15 protein-coding genes are annotated in these 20,139 nt (G+C 37.0%); 11 read left to right on the forward strand and 4 right to left on the reverse strand.

The features are described from left to right. Positions 1–39 precede the first annotated feature (39 nt). The 8 genes from thiS to AC52CF_RS00430 all read left to right on the forward strand — a co-directional run bounded on the left by thiS (position 40) and on the right by AC52CF_RS00430 (position 6,917). Positions 40–246: a sulfur carrier protein ThiS gene (thiS, locus tag AC52CF_RS00395; RefSeq protein ID WP_375191028.1), complete on the forward strand. Its 207-nt coding sequence runs from the start codon at positions 40–42 to the stop codon at positions 244–246. Between the two features lie 12 nt (positions 247–258). Next, positions 259–2,070: a phosphomethylpyrimidine synthase ThiC gene (thiC, locus tag AC52CF_RS00400; RefSeq protein WP_375191029.1), complete on the forward strand. Its 1,812-nt coding sequence runs from the start codon at positions 259–261 to the stop codon at positions 2,068–2,070. Next, complete coding sequence (locus AC52CF_RS00405; RefSeq protein ID WP_375181812.1) at positions 2,067–2,651, forward strand: thiamine phosphate synthase; 585 nt, start codon at positions 2,067–2,069, stop codon at positions 2,649–2,651. Before thiC ends, AC52CF_RS00405 begins: the two co-directional genes overlap by 4 nt. Then, positions 2,627–3,370, forward strand: coding sequence for a hydroxymethylpyrimidine/phosphomethylpyrimidine kinase (locus AC52CF_RS00410; RefSeq protein ID WP_375181811.1), 744 nt, complete (start codon positions 2,627–2,629; stop codon positions 3,368–3,370). The genes AC52CF_RS00405 and AC52CF_RS00410 overlap by 25 nt, the downstream gene beginning before the upstream one ends. A 115-nt stretch (positions 3,371–3,485) precedes the next feature. Beyond that, positions 3,486–4,106 (forward strand): thiamine phosphate synthase, encoded by a 621-nt coding sequence (locus AC52CF_RS00415; RefSeq protein ID WP_375181810.1) that lies wholly within the window; start codon positions 3,486–3,488, stop codon positions 4,104–4,106. 30 nt (positions 4,107–4,136) lie between these two features. Further along, positions 4,137–4,913 carry a thiazole synthase gene (locus tag AC52CF_RS00420; protein ID WP_375181809.1) on the forward strand — a complete coding sequence of 259 codons (777 nt, stop codon included), beginning with the start codon at positions 4,137–4,139 and terminating at the stop codon, positions 4,911–4,913. A gap of 11 nt (positions 4,914–4,924) precedes the next feature. After that, entirely contained in the window at positions 4,925–6,043 is a 1,119-nt protein-coding gene (gene thiH, locus AC52CF_RS00425) for a 2-iminoacetate synthase ThiH (RefSeq protein ID WP_496517707.1), read from the forward strand. 163 nt (positions 6,044–6,206) lie between these two features. Next, on the forward strand, positions 6,207–6,917 hold the full coding sequence (locus tag AC52CF_RS00430) for a HesA/MoeB/ThiF family protein (RefSeq protein ID WP_496517708.1): 711 nt from the start codon (positions 6,207–6,209) through the stop codon (positions 6,915–6,917). Between the two features lie 330 nt (positions 6,918–7,247). Here the strand turns inward: AC52CF_RS00430 and AC52CF_RS00435 are convergent, their stop codons facing one another. The 4 genes from AC52CF_RS00435 to AC52CF_RS00450 all read right to left on the reverse strand — a co-directional run bounded on the left by AC52CF_RS00435 (position 7,248) and on the right by AC52CF_RS00450 (position 15,506). Continuing rightward, on the reverse strand, positions 7,248–9,467 hold the full coding sequence (locus AC52CF_RS00435) for an outer membrane beta-barrel protein (protein WP_496517709.1): 2,220 nt from the start codon (positions 9,465–9,467) through the stop codon (positions 7,248–7,250). 67 nt (positions 9,468–9,534) lie between these two features. After that, a complete protein-coding gene (locus tag AC52CF_RS00440) occupies positions 9,535–10,029 on the reverse strand; it encodes a hypothetical protein (protein WP_496517710.1) in 495 nt (164 codons plus the stop codon). 110 nt (positions 10,030–10,139) lie between these two features. Next, positions 10,140–12,410, reverse strand: coding sequence for an aconitate hydratase (locus AC52CF_RS00445; protein ID WP_375181804.1), 2,271 nt, complete (start codon positions 12,408–12,410; stop codon positions 10,140–10,142). Positions 12,411–12,722: 312 nt separating this feature from the next. After that, positions 12,723–15,506 (reverse strand): bifunctional aconitate hydratase 2/2-methylisocitrate dehydratase, encoded by a 2,784-nt coding sequence (locus tag AC52CF_RS00450; protein ID WP_496517711.1) that lies wholly within the window; start codon positions 15,504–15,506, stop codon positions 12,723–12,725. Positions 15,507–15,796: 290 nt separating this feature from the next. Here AC52CF_RS00450 and AC52CF_RS00455 point away from each other — a divergent pair, with 290 nt between their 5' ends. The 3 genes from AC52CF_RS00455 (at position 15,797) to AC52CF_RS00465 (ending at position 20,032) form a co-directional block, all read left to right on the forward strand. After that, positions 15,797–16,567: a WG repeat-containing protein gene (locus AC52CF_RS00455; RefSeq protein ID WP_375191031.1), complete on the forward strand. Its 771-nt coding sequence runs from the start codon at positions 15,797–15,799 to the stop codon at positions 16,565–16,567. Between the two features lie 320 nt (positions 16,568–16,887). Beyond that, the gene (locus tag AC52CF_RS00460) at positions 16,888–19,005 is read left to right on the forward strand and encodes a TonB-dependent receptor (protein WP_496517712.1); all 2,118 of its coding nucleotides are present in this window, start codon (positions 16,888–16,890) and stop codon (positions 19,003–19,005) included. Between the two features lie 262 nt (positions 19,006–19,267). Continuing rightward, positions 19,268–20,032 carry a hypothetical protein gene (locus tag AC52CF_RS00465; RefSeq protein ID WP_496517713.1) on the forward strand — a complete coding sequence of 255 codons (765 nt, stop codon included), beginning with the start codon at positions 19,268–19,270 and terminating at the stop codon, positions 20,030–20,032. Positions 20,033–20,139: the final 107 nt, after the last annotated feature.

Genomic DNA, 20,139 nt, shown 5'->3' on the forward strand with positions numbered 1-20,139 from the left:
AATCATGGGCATTCCTAAAGTGTTTTTAAAAATTTAGGAATGGAGCTCACAATCAATCACACGACAAAAAAGTTCAAAAAACTTCCCGAAAATCTGGAAGCACTTATTGCTATGGAATTACCTGAAAAGAGAAGAGGAATTGCTGTAGCACTCAACAACCGTATTATTCCGCAGTCATTCTGGGCGGAAACATTCCTCAACGATAAAGATTCAGTTTTAATTATCACAGCCACTCAGGGTGGTTAAAAAAATATTTTTATGGCTCATAACATCACACGTTCACCGTTTCCGAACTCAAAAAAGATCTATGTTGAAGGGACAATTCACCCGATCCATGTAGCAATGCGCGAAATACAGCTCAGTCCGACAAAACTAAGCAACGGAAAAATGGATGAAAATCCTCCTGTTACCATTTACGATACATCAGGAGCTTATACCGACGAAAATTTTGAAATCAATATAGAAAAAGGACTTCCAAGAATCCGCGAGCAATGGATTTTAGACAGAAATGACGTGGAAATTCTTGACGGAATCACTTCTGAATACGGAAAAGCCAGACTTTCGGATTCAAAATTGGACGAACTGCGCTTTTCATATAATCATAAACCTAAAGTAGCCAAAGAAGGTAAAGAAGTTACCCAGTTGTATTACGCAAAACAGGGCATCATCACTCCCGAAATGGAATATATTGCCATCAGGGAAAACCAGAGAATTGAGCAATTGGATTCCGTTTCAAAAGAAATGGCTTTCCAGCATCCGGGAAACAGTTTTGGTGCCAAAACGCCGAAAAATAAAATCACGCCTGAATTTGTAAGAGACGAAATCGCAGCCGGCAGAGCAATCATTCCCAACAACATCAATCATCCCGAAAGCGAACCTATGATTATCGGGCGGAATTTTTTAGTTAAAATTAATGCGAATATTGGAAACAGTGCCGTTTCATCAAGCATTGAAGAAGAAGTGGAAAAAGCAGTCTGGGCTTGTCGATGGGGCGCAGACACCATCATGGACTTATCAACCGGGAAAAATATCCACGAAACCAGAGAGTGGATCATCAGAAACAGCCCGGTTCCCATTGGTACCGTTCCGATTTATCAGGCATTGGAAAAAGTAAAAGGCGTTGCAGAAGATTTAACGTGGGAGATTTTTAAAGATACCTTGATCGAACAGGCAGAACAGGGCGTTTCTTACTTCACGATCCACGCAGGAGTTTTACTGAGATACATTCATTTAACAGCAAAACGGGTGACAGGAATTGTTTCCAGAGGAGGTTCAATTATGGCAAAATGGTGCTTATTTCATCATAAAGAAAACTTCTTGTACACCCACTTCGAGGAAATCTGCGAAATCATGAAAAAATATGACGTTGCCTTTTCTTTGGGTGATGGTCTTCGTCCCGGTTCAATTGCCGATGCCAATGACGAAGCGCAGTTTGCAGAGCTTGAAACCTTAGGCGAATTAACGAAAATCGCATGGAAACACAATGTTCAGGTGATGATCGAAGGTCCCGGTCACGTTCCGATGCATATGATTAAAGAAAATATGGAGAAGCAGTTAGAAGTGTGTGATGAAGCTCCGTTTTACACTTTGGGACCCTTAACAACAGATATTGCAACGGGTTACGACCACATCACTTCAGGAATCGGAGCGGCAATGATCGGTTGGTTTGGTTGTGCCATGTTGTGCTACGTTACGCCGAAAGAACATTTGGGACTTCCGAACAAAGAAGATGTAAAAGTGGGAGTGATTACGTATAAATTGGCGGCTCATGCTGCAGATTTGGCAAAAGGACATCCCGGAGCACAATACAGAGACAATGCGTTGAGCAAAGCCAGATTCGAATTCAGATGGGAAGATCAGTTCAATCTTTCTTTGGATCCCGAAACCGCGAGATCGTACCATGATGAAACACTTCCTGCAGACGGAGCAAAAGTAGCCCATTTCTGTTCGATGTGCGGACCTAAATTCTGTTCCATGAAAATTACACAGGAAATTAGGGAATCTGCCGAACAGGGAATGCTGGATAAATCGCAGGAGTTCATCGAAAAAGGAAAGGAAATTTATATATGATCGTTGTAATCACTCCTGAAGAACTGGTTCAGAATGAAACTGAAATCATCAATGCATTATTTGAAGAAGGATTGGATTTGCTTCACATCAGAAAACCCTTCATCAATTCGAAAGAAATGAAAGATTTTATCCAAAACATACATTCTGAATTTCATCACCAATTGGTTTTGCACAGTCATTATGATTTAGCTGAAAATTTTAATATTTCAAGATTTCATTTCAGAGAAATTGACAGACAGAATGATTTGTTTAAATCTTTCACAGATAAAACAATTTCAACCTCTGTTCATGATATTGAGACTTTTAATGAGTTAAGTGATGATTGGGAATATGCTTTTATCAGTCCGGTTTTTCCGAGTATTTCAAAAAAGGGATACGGAGAAAATTCGAATATTTTAAATGAGATTAAAAAGCGGAACAATTCAAATGTAAAACTGGTTGCTTTAGGAGGAATTCATGAAAAAAATATCAATGAAGTATTCAACAGCAGAGTAGATGGAGTGGCTTTGTTGGGTGCAATCTGGGAAAGTAATGAACCTTTAGATATTTTCAGAAAATGCAGAAAGAGCGTCCTTTCGTAATGAGCATTGCCGGCTTCGATCCAAGCGGAGGAGCCGGTGTATTGGCAGATATTAAAACATTTGAACAGTTAAAAGTTCACGGATTGGCTGTCTGTACAGCAATGACTTTACAAACAGAGTCCGAATTTTATACGCTTCAATGGCAGCCAATCGATGAAATTTTATCAGGGATCAATGTTTTAATGAAAAAGTATAAAGTTGAAGCGGTGAAAATCGGAGTGGTAAAAGATGCCAAATTTTTAGCTCAGATTGTAGAAAAGCTTAAATCGATTAATCCTGAAGTAAAAATCGTCTGGGATCCGGTTTTAAAAAGTACATCAGAATTTTCCTTTTTTGATTTGAATACCATTTCAGATGTAAAAAATGTTTTAGACCAAATTGATTTAATCACGCCCAACTATTATGAATACAACGTTTTGAAAGAACATCATCTTTTTGAAACATCAGAAAATGGATGTTCCGTATTAATAAAAGGCGGACATCGTGAAGATAAAACCGGAACAGATATTTTAATTCAAAACGGAAAAGAAATATTTATTGAACCGAGTGAGACGTTTTCTGTTTTTTATCCGAAACATGGTTCCGGATGTGTGCTTTCATCTGCAATTGCAAGTCATTTAGCAAACGAAGAAAACTTAGAAAATGCCTGTCGAAAAGGAAAATTATACATCGAAAAATTTTTAACAAGCAATCAGATGTTTTTAGGATTTCACTCCTGAAAATTAATATTAAAACTTTGTGGTCTTTGCTAAGTGAAACGCCTTTGCGAACTTAAAAAACATTTAGTAGTTAAAAAAATCTTAGCGCTCTTAGTGTTAAAATCAAAATTAAAAAATGGAAAAATTACAATATATCTCTCAGGGTTCATCTTTAGAAGTTCAGGAAAAGAACATCCGAAAAGCTCTTGATTATGGCGCAAAATGGATTCAGGTTCGCTGGAAAAATACACCCGAAAAAGATTTTATCACACTCAGTGAAATTTCAAAAAAGCTATGTTCAGATTATCAGGCTGTTTGTATCATTAACGATCATGTTCAGGTTGCAAAAGAAGTTGATGCAGATGGAGTCCATCTGGGACTGAAAGATATGTCCGTAGAAAAGGCGAAATACATTTTGGGAGAAAATAAAATCATCGGAGGAACAGCCAATACTTTTTCAGATATTCTTCAGAGAATGGCGGAACACTGTAATTACATTGGATTAGGTCCGTTGAGATTTACTTCTACCAAAGAGCAATTAAGTCCGATATTAGGATTCGAAGGTTATGGTGAAATCATCAATAGTTTAAAAGAAAAATCTATTGAGATTCCAAAAATTTTTGCCATCGGCGGAGTGGTTTTGGAGGATATCAAACAGTTACGGGAAATCGGGATTTATGGTGTTGCTGTTTCCGGACAGATTACCAGTCAGCCTTCCGTAATTAGAGAATTCAGAAACATTTTAGAATTCAGTTAAGTCTTAGAACATCTAAATTAAAAAGTAAATATGAAAAATCAACCTTTAAAAATAGCCGACAGAATCTTTGAATCGAGATTATTCTTGGGAACAGGAAAATTCGGAAGCCTGTCGGAAATGACTAATTCCATCATCGCCTCAGAAAGCGAATTGGTAACCATGGCTTTGAAAAGAATCGATGCAAATTCTTCGGAAGACGATATTTTAAGCGCATTAAAACCGACAAAATCTCACCTTTTACCCAATACTTCAGGAGCAAGAACTGCCAAAGAAGCCGTGTTGGCGGCACAGTTGGCAAGAGAAGCACTGGAAACCAACTGGGTAAAACTGGAAATCCATCCCGATCCGAAATATCTGTTACCCGATCCTGTTGAAACATTGTACGCAACAGAGGAACTTGCAAAATTAGGATTTGTTGTGATGCCTTACATTCATGCAGATCCTGTTCTGTGCAAACGTTTGGAAGATGCAGGAACAGCCGTCGTAATGCCTTTAGGAGCACCAATCGGAACGAATAAAGGATTGAAAACAATGGATTTTCTGGAAATCATTATCGCTCAAAGCAATGTTCCGGTTGTGGTGGATGCGGGAATTGGTGCGCCTTCGGATGCAGCAAAAGCAATGGAAATGGGAGCCGATGCAGTTTTGGTAAACACAGCCATTGCGGTGGCGCGAAATCCGGTAAATATGGCATTGGCTTTTAAAGAGGGTGTGATTGCCGGAAGAAGAGCTTTTGAATCCGGTTTGGGAGCAATTTCACAGCACGCAGAAGCATCAAGTCCGCTGACTTCTTTTTTGTTTGATTAAAATTAAATGAAATGAAGAGTTTTAAAGATTTTTTTGAAAAATACAAATGGGATGAGGTGAAAACAAAACTTGAAAAAGTAACGTTAACCGATGTTGAAAAAAGTCTTCATAAAAAGAATAAAACCATCGAGGATTTTTTGAATTTTCTGTCACCTGTTGCTTTTCAAAAACTGGAAGTGATGGCAGAAATGACTCAACAGCTTACCCAAAAGCGTTTCGGAAAAACGATTCAGTTGTATTCGCCGTTGTATCTTAGCAATGAATGTCAGAACATCTGTACTTACTGTGGTTTCAGTCTGGATAATTCCATTAAAAGAAAAACACTTTCTGACACCGAAATTCTGATTGAAGCCTCCGTTTTAAAATCAATGGGCGTGAACCATGTTTTACTGGTAAGCGGTGAAGCCAATAAAACGGTCGGAATCGATTATTTTCTGAATGCTATTCAGCTTTTAAAGCCTCATTTTGCGAATATTTCGATTGAAGTTCAGCCTTTATCTGAAGAAGAATACCGACTGCTTCACAAAGAGGGAGTACATGCAGTTTTGGTTTATCAGGAAACCTATCATCAGGAAGTCTATAGAGAATATCATCCGAAAGGAAAAAAGTCGAATTTCGATTTCCGATTGGAAACACCCGACAGAATTGGAAAAGCCGAAATTCATAAAACAGGGCTCGGTGTTTTACTGGGGCTTGAAGACTGGCGCATAGACAGTTTTTTCAATGCCTTACACATCGATTATCTTCAAAAACAATACTGGAAAAGCAGATATTCAGTTTCATTTCCGCGCCTCAGACCTGCGGAAGGAATTATTGAACCGAATTTCATTATGTCCGACAGGGATTTATTACAGCTCATCTGCGCTTACCGAATCTGGAATGAAGATTTGGAGATTTCTATTTCCACAAGAGAAAATGAAAAGTTCAGAAACAATATTATTTCATTGGGTGCAACGGCGATGAGTGCTGCTTCCAAGACCAATCCGGGAGGTTATGCGGTGGATAAAGAATCGTTGGAGCAATTCGAAACCAGTGATGAAAGAAGCATGGAAGAAATTAAAAATATAATTAAAAAATCAGGCTACTATCCGGTAATGAAAGACTGGGATGTGGTTTATAGCGGAACTTAAATTAGAAATTTGAACCATTAAGATTTTATTAAGGAGTTAAGTTTAATTAAGAAAATATTTAAAAATATTTTTTTAGTAATTCAACTTATTTTTATTTGCTTGCAAATACTTAATCTTTCTAAACTCCTTAATAAAATCTTAATGGTTCAAATAAAAATAATCAATGAAAAAAGAAGACATTTTTGCACGATACAGCCGACAGATTTTCATAGAAGAAATCGGATTGGAAGGTCAAAGAAAAATAATGAATTCTAAAGTTTTGGTAATCGGAGCCGGAGGTTTGGGAAGTCCCGTTATTCAATATTTGGCTGCTGCAGGAGTAGGAACTTTGGGTGTCGTGGATTTTGATGAGGTGGAACTCCATAATTTAAACCGACAAATTATTCACAATGAAAAAACGGTTGGAATCTCTAAAGTAAAAAGCGCCGGAATATTTGTCAGAAACCTAAATCATCAAATTAAATTCATCGGAATTGAACAAAAAATAGATGAATCAAACGCAGAAGAATTGATTTCCGGATTTGATATCATTATTGATGGTTCCGATAATTTTAAAACGAGATATTTAGTTAATGATACCTGTGTACAATTCAAAAAGCCTTTGGTGTATGGAAGTATTCTCGGTTTTTCAGGGCAGGTCGCGATTTTTAATTATAATGGCAGCAAAAATTTAAGAGATATTTTTCCGGAACCGCCTTTTGAAGAACAACTTCCGGATTGTGACAGTTTGGGCGTTTTGGGTGCTTTACCCGGAATTGTAGGAAGCATGATGGCGAATTTAGCTTTGAAAATTATTACAGATTTGCCATTGCAGTTGAATCAGTTAACATTGATTGATACGTTGAACTGGCGTTTTCAGGCTGTTGATTTCTAGTTTAAACACTAATGACACAAATATTTTTGCACAAAACGCACAAATTTTCGAAGTTTTGGCTAAAGCCTTTCTTTGGGGCGTAAAAAAAGCGGACTTTAGTCCGCTCGTATCGCCTAAACACTAATGACACGAATGTTTTTGTATAAATCGTACAAATTTTTTACGTTTTGGCTAAAGCCTTTCTTTGGTGCATATAAAAAAGCGGACTTTAGTCCGCTCCTATTGATAAAATAAATACTTATTAGTTTCAATTTTGCTTAATCATTATAAATCAAAATTATTCGTGAAATTTGTGCAAAACATTTGTGCAATTAGTGTTTAGAAAAAAAACTACTGTCCCTGCTGCATCACACCGCCGTTTTCATCTTTCTTCGTCTGATTTAGGATGTTTGCATCTTCTTTTGCCAATTTGTTCTTCGTCGGGATTTTGTAATTAATAGATAATCCGAAATTTCTTGAGTCGTATTTCGTTCTCAGCATTACCGTTTCTCCGGAAGGCGGATTCGAGCGAACCTGCATCAATTGTCCGTTGAAAATATCATTGGCAAAAACAGAAACCGTCAAACGATTGTCCATAAATTTCTTCGTAAGCGTAAGATCCACAGAATTGTTGAATGGTTTTTCTGCGGTGAAATAAAAATACCCTGCTTTTGGGGTGAGATAGCTGTAATTGGCTGTCAGTTTGATCTCTTTCGGTAAAATGATCTGCGTCATCAGATTTAGAATCCAGAATCCTTTATTGTTCAAATTGTCGATATCATGTTTCTGATAACCTGCGTAAATATACATGAAGTTGATCTTATCCGGATTGAAATTAAACTTCATAATTTCGCTCAGCGGTTTGCTGAAAATCATGAAAGGAACCGGTAATCCGACATTGAAATTGTGGATTTTCATTTCAGAAATATTAATCTGCTCGTTGAACAGGTTTTTTCCGTCTTTTCTGATGATCTGTGCAACCTGATTTTTTGCTGAACTTACACTGTATCCGATAAATGCATAATCGAAAGCCGAAATTTTTATTTCATAATTATCAAATATCGTTGGCTGAAGATTCGGGTTTCCCGTTACCTGTGTATTCGGTCCCTGAAATGTGGTGTTGTTCGGGTTTAAGGCGGAAATACTCGGCAAATTTATCTTTTTATTATAATTTGCTGCTACATACACCTGATTCATCAGATTGTACTGAACACTTGCGTTCGGGAACAATTTAAACTTGTTAAAAGGAAGAAGATCTGCCTCAATAAGATTTTTGTTGTTGTAATATCTTGTAACACCGGAAATATCATAATTTTCAGCACGCGTTCCCAAAATAAAATCGAACTTTTTCAGCTTAGCCTGAAACTCCAGATAAGTTGCTGTTGTTTGTCTGGTATATTCTAAATTTGTGATTCCTTTGCTTTCCGTATCAAATTTCTGATGCTCGTACAATCCTCCCAAACTTACTTTTCCACCGTCCAGAATCTTTAAAGGCTGAGAATAATCTACCTTAAAATTGGCGATTTCCATATCCGATTTGTTGTTCAGTTTATTTGAAAAAGGAATTCTTGGACTGTTTTCAACAGGGTTGGTATAAACCACATCTGTAAAAATATTATCCTGAATAAATTTACTGTCGGATTTTGTAAAACCAAACTGGAAGTCCAGCTTCTGAGATTTTTCCGTGAAACGTTTCTGATACGTTACCACAGCTTCCTGTCTCAAATTGTCGGTGTGAGCTGCATCAAAACTGGAAAATTTTCCTTCTCTGATAATATTCGGATTCAGATAATAAGGAAGATCTGCAAGTCCGTTGCTGGAAGTATAATTATCATTGTTATTATGATAAATATCATAATTTAAAAGCAATCTGTCCTGTCCGAGATCAAAAGTAAGCCCGGATTTTGCAAAATATCCTCTTCCCACTCTGTCCGTATTGCTTAACATTAAATTATCCTGATTGCTGTTCAGCATGCTTTCACGGTAATTCTGACCAACATTCAGTTGCCATCCGAAAATTTTATTTCTCGCATTCAGATTCAGAGAGTTGCTTGTTCTGCTTCTGAATTTATCATAATTAGTAAACGAATAATTTCCGGAATACGTTGCCGTTAAATATTTATTCGCATTCTTATTCGTAATAATATTCATGATCGCGCCTCCGGAAGTGGCAGGAAATTCCGCACCGGGCTGTGTGATCACTTCAATTCGGTCTACAGAATTGGCAGGCATTCCTTCAAGAAAAGAATTAAGCTCATTGGAAGTAATGTTCAAAGGTCTTCCATTTAAATAGACATCCAGAACTTTTCCCTGATACATCATTCCTGCTATATCGGTAGAAACCAGTCCGGGAAGTTTTTTGATGCCTTCCAGAACGTTTCCATTATTAAGCTGCGGCTGTTCCGAAAAATCGAAAATCGTACGGTCTGCTTTCTGTTCAACGGCTTTTTTAGTTTTGGTAATGGTTACCCCTTCAATTTGTTTTTCTTTGGTTGTCTGGTTATTCGTTTTTTCCTGGGCAAAAGAAAAGATACTGCCCAAAATTGATAACGCAATAATCGCTTTTTTCATAATGTCTTTCTGGTATTCTATTAGACATCGAAAAAAGTACTTTTGTTACATTTTTATTCTCTTAAATTTAAAATCTATACCCTGCTGAAATAAAGAGGCGGAATAATCCGCCGTACTGATCTCTGTCTGAAGCAGATAAATTTTTAACAATTCCGGCTTCCAGACCAGCTTCCACAAAGATATTTGATAGAAATACATATTTTTCTCCAACTCCGGCTCCGATTCCTAAAGATGATCCCCATTTCTCATTATTTAAAGTCTGACCATTTTCGTCGAGCGGAGAATATTTGTCTCTGTTGTAAATAGCTAATGCTTCAATAAAAAAATCTTTTGCAATACCTTCATTATCCGTGTAAAATCTATAATATGGCATAACCGTATATTTTTCTTTCCATTGATATATAAAGTAACTTCCTATTCCGGCATTGTAATTAATAATTCGCTCATATCCGATATCAATTCTTGATTTAAATATTCCATAGGCATTAATTTTCACTTCGTTGTTTTCCTGAGCGAAAGAGAGTACAGGAAGAAACGATAAAAGCAGTAAAAGTTTTTTCATAGTTCAGTTTTACTATTATTTTTAAAGCCTAAAAATAAACTAAATCAATATAAAACAAAAAGCAACTTCAATCTGAAGTTGCTTTTTTAATGATTAATTAGATCTAACAATTAATTTTTCTCCTGTTGTTTGATCAGATTTAAAGCAGAACCTGCCTTAAACCAGTCAATTTGCTGATCGTTGTAAGTGTGGTTTGCCATCACAATGTCTTTCGTACCATCTGAATGGATGAATTCTAAAGTCAGTTGTTTTCCCGGAGCAAACTGATCGAGATCCAGGAAATTGATCACATCATCTTCCAGAATTTTATCATAATCTGCTTCATTGGCAAAAGTAATTCCTAACATTCCCTGTTTTTTAAGGTTGGTTTCATGAATTCTCGCAAACGATTTTACCAAAACAGCTTTTACGCCCAAATGTCTCGGTTCCATCGCAGCGTGCTCTCTTGAAGAACCTTCCCCGTAGTTTTGGTCTCCCACAACGATGGATGGAATTCCTGCGGCTTTATAATCTCTCTGTACAGCAGGAACTTCTCCGTATTCTCCTGTAAGCTGATTTTTAACTTTATTGGTTTCCATGTTGAACGCATTAACTGCGCCGATCAACATATTATTTGAAATATTATCAAGGTGACCTCTGTATTTCAGCCATGGTCCTGCCATAGAAATGTGGTCGGTTGTACATTTTCCGAAAGCCTTTATTAAAAGTCTTGCTCCTGTAATATTCTTGCCGTCCCAAGCCGGAAATTCTTCCAGCAACTGAAGTCTGTCTGAAGTTGGGCTTACATTTACCTGAACAGAAGATCCGTCTTCAGAAGGCGCCTGATAACCATTGTCATCTACCGCGAATCCTTTTTCAGGTAATTCAAAACCTTTTGGCTCGTCTAATTTAATCTGCTCTCCGGCTTCGTTGGTTAAAGTATCGGTAATCGGATTAAAATCCAGTCTGCCCGAAATTGCCACAGCCGCTACCATTTCCGGAGAAGCTACGAAAGCGTGCGTATTTGGATTTCCGTCTGCTCTTTTTGCAAAGTTTCTGTTGAATGAGTGAATGATTGAATTCTTTTCACCTTTTTCAGCACCTTCTCTGTCCCATTGTCCGATACAAGGACCGCAAGCGTTTGTAAAGATTCTTGCATTCTCAAACTTTCTGAACGAATCTAAAAATCCGTCTCTTTCTGCGGTAAATTTCACCTGCTCAGAACCCGGATTAATTCCCAGAATTGCTTTCGGTTTTACTCCTTTTGCTACTGCGTCTTCCACAATAGAAGCTGCTCTTGATAAATCTTCGTAGGACGAATTGGTACAGGAGCCAATCAATGCCCACTCTACTTCTAAAGGCCATCCGTTGGCTTCTGCTTTTGCTCTGAATTCAGAAACAGGCGTTGCCAGATCCGGAGTGAAAGGTCCGTTTAAGTGAGGAGTCAGTTCAGAAAGATTAATTTCAATTAGCTGGTCAAAATATTGTTCAGGATTTGCATATACTTCAGGATCACCGGTTAAATGTTCTGCAATCTGGTCTGCAGCATCTACAACATCCTGTCTTCCGGTAGACGAAAGATATCTTCTCATGGAATCATCATATCCGAATGTTGAAGTCGTTGCTCCGATTTCTGCTCCCATATTACAGATGGTTCCTTTACCAGTCGCTGAAAGAGATTGTGCTCCTTCTCCGAAGTATTCTACGATGCAGCCTGTTCCTCCTTTTACGGTAAGAATTCCTGCCACTTTTAAGATCACATCTTTTGCGGAAGTCCAGCCCGACATTTTGCCGGTTAATTTTACCCCGATCAGTTTAGGCATTTTAAGTTCCCAAGCCATTCCCGCCATTACATCTACAGCATCTGCACCACCAACTCCGATGGCAACCATTCCTAAACCTCCTGCGTTTACGGTATGAGAGTCCGTTCCGATCATCATTCCTCCCGGGAAAGCATAGTTTTCCAGTACAACCTGATGGATGATTCCGGCTCCCGGTTTCCAGAAACCGATTCCGTACTTATCACAAACCGAACTCAGGAAATTGAAAACTTCCGAGTTTTTGTTAATTCCCTCCTGCAAATCTTTGTCAGCACCTACTTTTGCCTGAATAAGGTGATCGGCGTGAGCGGTTGAAGGAACAGCCACTTTTGCTTTTCCTGCCTGCATAAACTGAAGCAGCGCCATTTGTGCCGTTGCATCCTGCATTGCCACTCTGTCCGGTGCGAAATCTACATAAGAATTTCCTCTTTCGTGTGCCTGTGTTGCATTTCCTTCCCAAAGGTGGGTGTAAAGGATTTTTTCTGAAAGGGTAAGAGGTTTTCCCACTACTTTTCTTGCCGCAGCAATTCTTTCCGGGTAACGCTCGTACACTTTTTTGATCATATCAATATCAAAAGTCATATCTGAATTTATTTTTCTTCTGTTTTAATTATTTGCTCTTTGCTATTAAATTAATTAACATCATTAAATTATCAAATTCTATTCCTGTATGCTTTTAAAAAGGATAAAAAAGGATAAATAATTCTGAAATTTCCAACCTTCAAGTTAAGAAAAAATAAAATTTTTGTGATTGATCTAAGTTAAAATAATTTTTGCAATCTTTAAATGGAAAGATTCTAAATAAAAAATTGAAAGATTCTACATCTTTACGAGTAAAATCTTTCAATTCTATAAATTGTTAAAAACAGCCTTTACGGCTTATCTGTAAGCTTTTTAGTGAGCGCTTGTACTTGTCAGTTCTTTAATAGAAGGAACAAAAGTAGTAAGGTCGATCCCTTCAACCGCTGTTTTATACTCATCGATGCTCGGAATTCTTCCCATAATCGCAGAAAGTACAACTACCGGAGTTGATGCCAATAAAGATTCTCCTTTTTTACGTTCAGAATCTTCAACCACTCTTCCCTGGAAAAGACGCGTAGAAGTGGCTAAAACCGTATCTCCTTTCGCTGCTTTTTCCTGATTCCCCATACAAAGGTTACATCCCGGTCTTTCTAGATACATCATGTTTTTGTATTCAACACGAGCTTCGCCTTTAGGAGCATTGTCGTCAAACTCAAAACCTGAATATTTCTCTAAAAATTCCCAGTCGCCTTCAGCTTTTAATTCATCAATGATGTTATAGGTAGGAGCAGCCACCACAAGCGGAGCTTTAAATTCTACGGTACCGTTTTGTTTTTCAATGTTTTTAAGCATCTGAGAAACAATCTTTAAATCTCCTTTGTGAACCATACAAGATCCAACGAAACCAAGATCTACTTTTTTCTCACCACCGTAATACGTTAAATCTCTGATGGTATCGTGCGTATATCTTTTAGAAACATCTTCATTGTTTACATCCGGATCGGCGATCATCGGTTCTACGATGGCATCAAGATCTACAACAACTTCAGCGTAATATTTAGCATTGGAATCCGGAGTCAGAGCAGGTTTTTCACCGGATCTGATTTCCTCAATTCTTTTATTAGCCTTGTCAATTAATCCCTGAAGAACCTGATTGTGGTTATCCATTCCTTTATCAATCATAATCTGGATTCTGCTTTTTGCAATTTCCAGAGACTCGATTAAAGTGGCATCTTCAGAAATATTGATGGAAGCCTTTGCTTTCATTTCAGCCGTCCAGTCTGTGAAGGTAAACGCCTGATCGGCAGGAAGTGTTCCGATATGAACCTCAATAATTCTTCCCTGGAATACGTTTTCTCCTCCAAACTGTTTCAGCATCTGAGCCTGAGTTGCATGAACCACATCACGGAAATCCATATGTTCTTTCATGGTTCCTTTGAACGTTACTTTTACAGATTCCGGAATTGGCATTGACGCTTCTCCCGTTGCCAAAGCAAGGGCAACAGTTCCTGAATCTGCTCCGAAAGCAACTCCTTTAGACATTCTCGTGTGAGAATCTCCTCCGATGATGATTGCCCATTCGTCTACAGTAATATCGTTAAGAACTTTGTGAATAACGTCTGTCATCGCGTGATATTCACCTTTCGGGTCACGCGCTGTGATCAAACCGAATTCGTTCATGAATTTCATTAATTTAGGAATATTAGCCTGTGCTTTTTTATCCCAAACTGAAGCGGTGTGACATCCGGACTGGTAAGCTCCGTCTACTACCGGAGAAATTACCGTTGCAGCCATAGATTCCAGTTCCTGAGCCGTCATTAAACCTGTAGTATCCTGAGAACCTACGATGTTTACTTTCACACGTACATCAGAACCTGCGTGTAAGATTTTACCCGGAGTTTTTCCTACTGCATTTCTGTTGAAGATTTTTTCAACCGCAGTAAGCCCCTGTCCTTCGTGAGAAATTTCTTTAGAAGGTGCAAAAACTACCGGAGCTTCGATGCCTAAAACTTCAGCAGCGAATGTCTGTAATTTTTTACCGAATACGATAGCGTAAGATCCACCCGCTTTAATGAATTCCATTTTCTGCGGTGTGAAAGATTTTGTAAGATCAATAAGTTCCTGATCTCCGTTGTATAATTTTTTCTCTTTGGTATTGATGGTTAAAACCGTTCCTGTTGCAACAGAATAAGTCTGCTCAAGAATAGGTTCGCCTTCTTCGTTAAGAACAGCGTTTCCGTTTTCGTCTACTTTCTTTACCCAGTTTTTAAGATCGATTCCGATACCTCCGGTTACGTCTACTGTTGTAAGGAAAATTGGTGAAATTCCGTTAGTGCCTCCAACGATAGGAGCAATATTTACGAAAGGAATATAAGGACTTGCCTGTTTTCCCGTCCAAAGTGCAACATTGTTTACACCGGACATACGCGAAGAACCTACTCCCATTGTTCCTTTTTCTGCGATAAGCATTACACTTGCATCCGGATATTTTGCCTGTAAGGCTTTAATCTCTTCCTGCGCCTGAGGCGTAATCATGCATTTACCGTGTAATTCGCGGTCTGATCTTGAGTGTGCCTGATTACCCGGAGAAAGTAAGTCGGTAGAAATATCTCCTTCCCCTGCGATGAAAGTAACTACTTTAATTTCTTCAGCAACTTCAGGAAGTTTTGTGAAGAATTCTGCTTTTGCATAGCTTTCCAGAATTTCTTTTGCAATTTCGTTCCCGATATTGAAGGCTTCCTTCAGACGGGTAGTATCTGCTTCATAAAGGAAAACCTGCGTTTTCAATACTTCTGCAGCCTGTCTTGCGATATTTTCGTTGTTTCCTAAAGCCAGATCCAGCAATACTTCGATAGATTTTCCACCTTTCATGTGGGATAACAGTTCGAAAGCAAAAACCGGAGAGATTTCTTCTACTACAGATTCACCAAGAATAATTTCTTTTAAAAATTTAGCTTTTACACCGGCTGCACTTGTGGTTCCGGGTAAGGTGTTGTAAATAAAAAATTTAAGAGAATCAGCCCTGTATTCGTTTGCTGTATCTTTAATCTGTGCGATGATCTCGCTTAATAATTCTGCACTGTCAATCGGCTTTGGATGAAGCCCCTGAGTTTTTCTTTCTTCAATCTCTTGGATGTAATCCTGATAAATATTCATAATAATAGAAATCTTTTCAATCTTAATCGGATGATAATCAAAAGATTGTCATCGTATGTTTTCCGGCGGAATTATTATTTTTATTTTTCTGATCTAAACAAGAAGCTGAAATTTTTAGATAGTGTATTAAAAATGACTTCTTTAAGACATCTGTCATAATAAATGCCTGAAAACGTGCCCAAATTTACGGAATTTTAGAATTTTTTCAAGTTTAAATTATTTAGATTCTTTATAAATATGTATTTTATATTTTCTATTTTTGGCGATATTTTTGCAAACAATTGATGATTATGAAAAATGTAGCTTCGGTTTTATTCCTTTTTATTTCGGTTTTTGTTTTTTCTCAGGCTAAAACAGTGAAGAAATTGCCTTCGAAGACAGGTTCTAAAACTGTGGTTAAAAAATCATCAGAAAAGGCAAAGCTTAATAGTAATCTTCCAATCATCACCGAAGAGCTTCCGTTGTTAATTCCGAAAAAACAGGACGGCAAATTCGGATATGTGAACCAAAAAGGAAAATTTATCATTCAACCGGAATATCACATTGCGGTATTCTTCTACGAAGACTGTAATCTTCTGAACTCTCCAAATGTAAAACTCAGAAAATTCGGGACTGCGGATTATGCGACGGTAGAAAAAGATGAAATTTCTTACCGCATTGACAGAACAGGCAAAAGGGTGTATCAGTATAAACAGTCCGATTTGGCAAAATGTCCTCACAAAGAATATGTTCAGCAGCTTTTTCAGGTGTATACGATGAATGGTTTTTTCGGAATCATCGAAAAAGCAACGTTTGAAAATCCTTATGACTACAAACAGTTTAAAATTTATCCTCAATACGATTACCTTTTTATTTTAGAAGGCGATGATGTTGCCAATCCGATGATTATTGCTTCAAAAAATAATGTTTTCGGAGTGGTGGATGTGAATGGTAAGGTGGTTATTCCGTTTGAATATTCTGATATTAAACGAAATTTTAGCTGGAAGCTTGGTAAAATGTTCGAGGTTTCAAAAGACAGTAAGAATTATTACTATGTAGATTCGAAGAATAAAACCTATTAGTTTTAAACACGAATTTCAAGAATCTTTCACCAATAACGCAAATTTTTAGTTAAATGATTTTAGTGCGTAAAAATAGGCTGAAAAACGTAATTTCCCAGAGTTGGTAAATTTTTCGTAATTTCGCGGCTGAAATAAAGGGGTGCTGTAGCAAGCTGAGATTATACCCAATGAACCTGGAACGGGTAATGCCGTTTAGGGAAATTAAAAATGAGCAATAGGTAATGAGCAATGAGTGATCCTCATCATATTATTTATTACCGATTACTAATTACTCATCATAATCCGCCCCTTTTATTCATTAAATTTTAAAGATTTATAGAATGAAAGGATTATTTTTTTTAGGGCTTACCGTTGGCTCTTTCGCTTTTTTACAGGCGCAGAATTCCGATTCCCTGAAAGTAAGGGAAATTGAAGCTGTTAATTTTACCAAAAGACTTCCTGTTGCCAAAGAAATCATCAATGTTCAGAAAGATCTGGACAGCAGAAATTTAGGACAGGATCTCCCGATTTTACTGAAAAATCAGACTTCCATCATTTCAACTTCAGATGCCGGAAACGGAGTGGGGTATACAGGATTCCGGATTCGTGGTGTTGCGGGAAGCGCCATCAATGTCATGATGAACGGCGTTCCGTACAACGATTCCGAAAGTCAGGGGACATTTTTCGTGAATGTTCCGGATCTTACGAGTTCGGCGTCACAGATTTTAATTCAGAGAGGGGTGGGAACTTCCAATAATGGTTCTGCGGCTTTTGGAGCAAGCATCAATGTACTTTCCAAAGATCCTGAAGAGAAGTTTTATTTTAAAACAGACGACAGTTACGGATCTTTCAACACCTATAAATACTCTGCGGAAATAGGTTCCGGAAAATTCTTGGGAAACCGTCTTTCTGTAATGGGAAGATATACCCACATCAATTCTGACGGATATATAGACCGTGCTTTTTCAAAATTAAATTCTTACAATCTGACCGCTTTGTATGAGGAAGGAAATACAAGAATTCGTTTGATGGCTTTCGGAGGAAAAGAAAAAACGTATCAGGCGTGGAACGGAATCGATAGGAAAACATGGGAAACCGATCCTAAATTTAATTATTCGGGAGCGATTTACGACTCAAATTGGGAAAATATTGTCGGATTTTATGATAATGAAACGGATAATTACAGACAGAACCATTATCAGTTGCTTTGGGAACAGAAATTCAATGAAAGATGGAATCTGGAAACAACGGTACATTACACCAAAGGAAAAGGATATTATGAAAACTATAAGCAGGACGCTAAATTTTCGAAATATAATCTTCCTAACTTCATCAACGGTTCTCAAACCTTGACGAGAACAGATTTTATCAGAAAAAAATGGCTGGATAACGATTTCTACGGAGTTGTTTCTACGCTTTACGGAAAATTGGGAACAGTTGATGTGAACTTCGGAGCCGTTGCCAATCAATACTACGGAAGACATTTCGGCAATGTAACGGGCGTTTTTCTTCCCCAGATTGATGAGCATGAATATTACAGAAACCGCTCTGTGAAAAACGAAGTTTCAGGTTTTGCCAAAGCACTGGTAAGAATGAATGATTTTGAATTTTTCGGAGACCTGCAATTGAGAAATGTAGATTATGATACAAAAATCATCACGGCAGGAGATGGAGAAGGCGCTGATTTAAATAAAAACTGGCTGTTCTTTAATCCAAAAGCGGGGATCAATTATAAAATTTCAGCAGGAAAAATTTTCGTTTCCTATGCACATGCGCACCGCGAACCGAACAGAGATGATCTGTTGGCAAATAATGAAGTAAAGGCTGAAAAGCTTCACGATTTCGAAGCCGGAGTAGAAAAGCAGTTCGGGAAAGTGTCTTTTACCGCAAACTTATATTATATGTATTACGTGAATCAGTTGGTTTTAAATGGCGAACTGAATAATGTGGGTGCTTTCATCAGAACGAATTCCGGAAAAAGCTACCGAAGCGGAATCGAGCTTGGAGCTTTGGCAAAGCTTTCCAAACAGTGGGAACTTTCCGGAAATGTGAGTTTCAGCAACAACAGGAATTTAGATTTTAAAGTGGAAACAGAAACGGGTGTTAAAGATCTCGGAAATACACAGATTTCTTTTTCTCCGGATGTGATTGCTAATTTAGGTTTGAAATTCAATCCGACACAGAATTTCCAGTTTGCATTGATGAATCAGTATGTCGGCAAACAGTATCTGGATAATTCGGAAGATGAAAATTTACAGCTTAAAGATTACTTTTTAACCGATTTTAATGCGCAGTATCAGTTTAAAATTAAAAATAATGAGATTGCTTTGAAGCTTTTGGTGAATAATTTATTCAATAAAAAGTATGTGAACAACGGAGCAGTTTATGACGGTTCTCCGTATTATTTTTCTCAGGCAGGAACAAATTTTATGTTTGGGATTAGCTGGAAAATTCAATAAACAATCAGGCTATATTTAAGATTAATTATAGAATGTAAAGTTAGATTTAAGACTGCTTCGGCAGTCTTTTTTGTTAGTAGACTTCTTTTGAGTAAGATTTTTAATTGTAATTATCACATTCATTAAGATAGAGTTATGTTCCGACACTAAAATTTTTATGTACTTTTGAGAAAAAGACACGGATAATTATATGTCTTATAAAGCCATAGTCTAGGAATCTGTTCCTACTACAGTAATCAAAAATACCATTTAGAAATGGCAGATGAAAAATATAAATAAAAACTTTTATAATAGAGAAAGGAAATATATTTTAAGTTTAATATTCTTATTTCCGTTCATTTTAAATGCACAAAAATTTCCTCTCAATGAGAATTTTTATATTGACAGAATAATTGGATTAGATTCTGTTAATATTTATCAATATAGATTGATTAAATATCCTCTAAAAAAAGATCAAAAGAAAAATTATTTATATTATTTAAGTTTTGATAGTGATGGTAAATTTGACTCACGTGATTCTGGCTCAACCTGCGGTTTAGATATATACAAATCAATATCCGGAAGTTATCAATTAATTGATGATTCTCATATTTTATTAACGCCAAAATTATATCATAACTCCAAAAAGTTATATCCGGAAACAATCTCTTCAAAATCGTATTTGTTCTTTATCTCAAAAGAAAGTGAAGATTATTTTAAGCTGATTCAAAGTAAGGGAAATATTAAAGACGATAAAAAAAACGCAATCTTATCAAAAGAACTAGATAAGAAAATTAAAACATATGATAGGAGAAGTATTTTCGAGTTATGTGATTATAAACCAAAATCAAAGGATAATATTTCTAGAGTAGATGAATATATAAGAAATGTTTGGAGAAAAAATCCGAAAGATTATGATATTCTTTTTGTTGCATGGTATCCTGATGATTTTTTAGTTAATATAGTTTACAACAGAAAAACAAAAAAGAGAACATTAATACTAAATTATGTGGCAAAATATGTAGAAAATACAATGGGGCATATCTAAGAAATTGAAATAGAAATATCTACAATCTACAACAAATTATTGTCAGAAGAATAAGTCATACACATGAAAATCTAATCCTTATTTATTAGATGAATTATATGATTGGT

It is taken from the genome of Chryseobacterium sp. 2P, assembly GCF_059579425.1.

What these genes read in the sequence shown, in the direction of transcription:
- thiS (WP_375191028.1), top strand. Translation starts at nt 40, where the DNA reads ATGGAGCTCACAATCAATCACACGACAAAAAAGTTCAAAAAACTTCCC.
- thiC (WP_375191029.1), top strand. Translation starts at nt 259, where the DNA reads ATGGCTCATAACATCACACGTTCACCGTTTCCGAACTCAAAAAAGATC.
- AC52CF_RS00405 (WP_375181812.1), top strand. Translation starts at nt 2,067, where the DNA reads ATGATCGTTGTAATCACTCCTGAAGAACTGGTTCAGAATGAAACTGAA.
- AC52CF_RS00410 (WP_375181811.1), top strand. Translation starts at nt 2,627, where the DNA reads ATGCAGAAAGAGCGTCCTTTCGTAATGAGCATTGCCGGCTTCGATCCA.
- AC52CF_RS00415 (WP_375181810.1), top strand. Translation starts at nt 3,486, where the DNA reads ATGGAAAAATTACAATATATCTCTCAGGGTTCATCTTTAGAAGTTCAG.
- AC52CF_RS00420 (WP_375181809.1), top strand. Translation starts at nt 4,137, where the DNA reads ATGAAAAATCAACCTTTAAAAATAGCCGACAGAATCTTTGAATCGAGA.
- thiH (WP_496517707.1), top strand. Translation starts at nt 4,925, where the DNA reads ATGAAGAGTTTTAAAGATTTTTTTGAAAAATACAAATGGGATGAGGTG.
- AC52CF_RS00430 (WP_496517708.1), top strand. Translation starts at nt 6,207, where the DNA reads ATGAAAAAAGAAGACATTTTTGCACGATACAGCCGACAGATTTTCATA.
- AC52CF_RS00435 (WP_496517709.1), bottom strand. Translation starts at nt 9,467, where the DNA reads ATGAAAAAAGCGATTATTGCGTTATCAATTTTGGGCAGTATCTTTTCT.
- AC52CF_RS00440 (WP_496517710.1), bottom strand. Translation starts at nt 10,029, where the DNA reads ATGAAAAAACTTTTACTGCTTTTATCGTTTCTTCCTGTACTCTCTTTC.
- AC52CF_RS00445 (WP_375181804.1), bottom strand. Translation starts at nt 12,410, where the DNA reads ATGACTTTTGATATTGATATGATCAAAAAAGTGTACGAGCGTTACCCG.
- AC52CF_RS00450 (WP_496517711.1), bottom strand. Translation starts at nt 15,506, where the DNA reads ATGAATATTTATCAGGATTACATCCAAGAGATTGAAGAAAGAAAAACT.
- AC52CF_RS00455 (WP_375191031.1), top strand. Translation starts at nt 15,797, where the DNA reads ATGAAAAATGTAGCTTCGGTTTTATTCCTTTTTATTTCGGTTTTTGTT.
- AC52CF_RS00460 (WP_496517712.1), top strand. Translation starts at nt 16,888, where the DNA reads ATGAAAGGATTATTTTTTTTAGGGCTTACCGTTGGCTCTTTCGCTTTT.
- AC52CF_RS00465 (WP_496517713.1), top strand. Translation starts at nt 19,268, where the DNA reads ATGAAAAATATAAATAAAAACTTTTATAATAGAGAAAGGAAATATATT.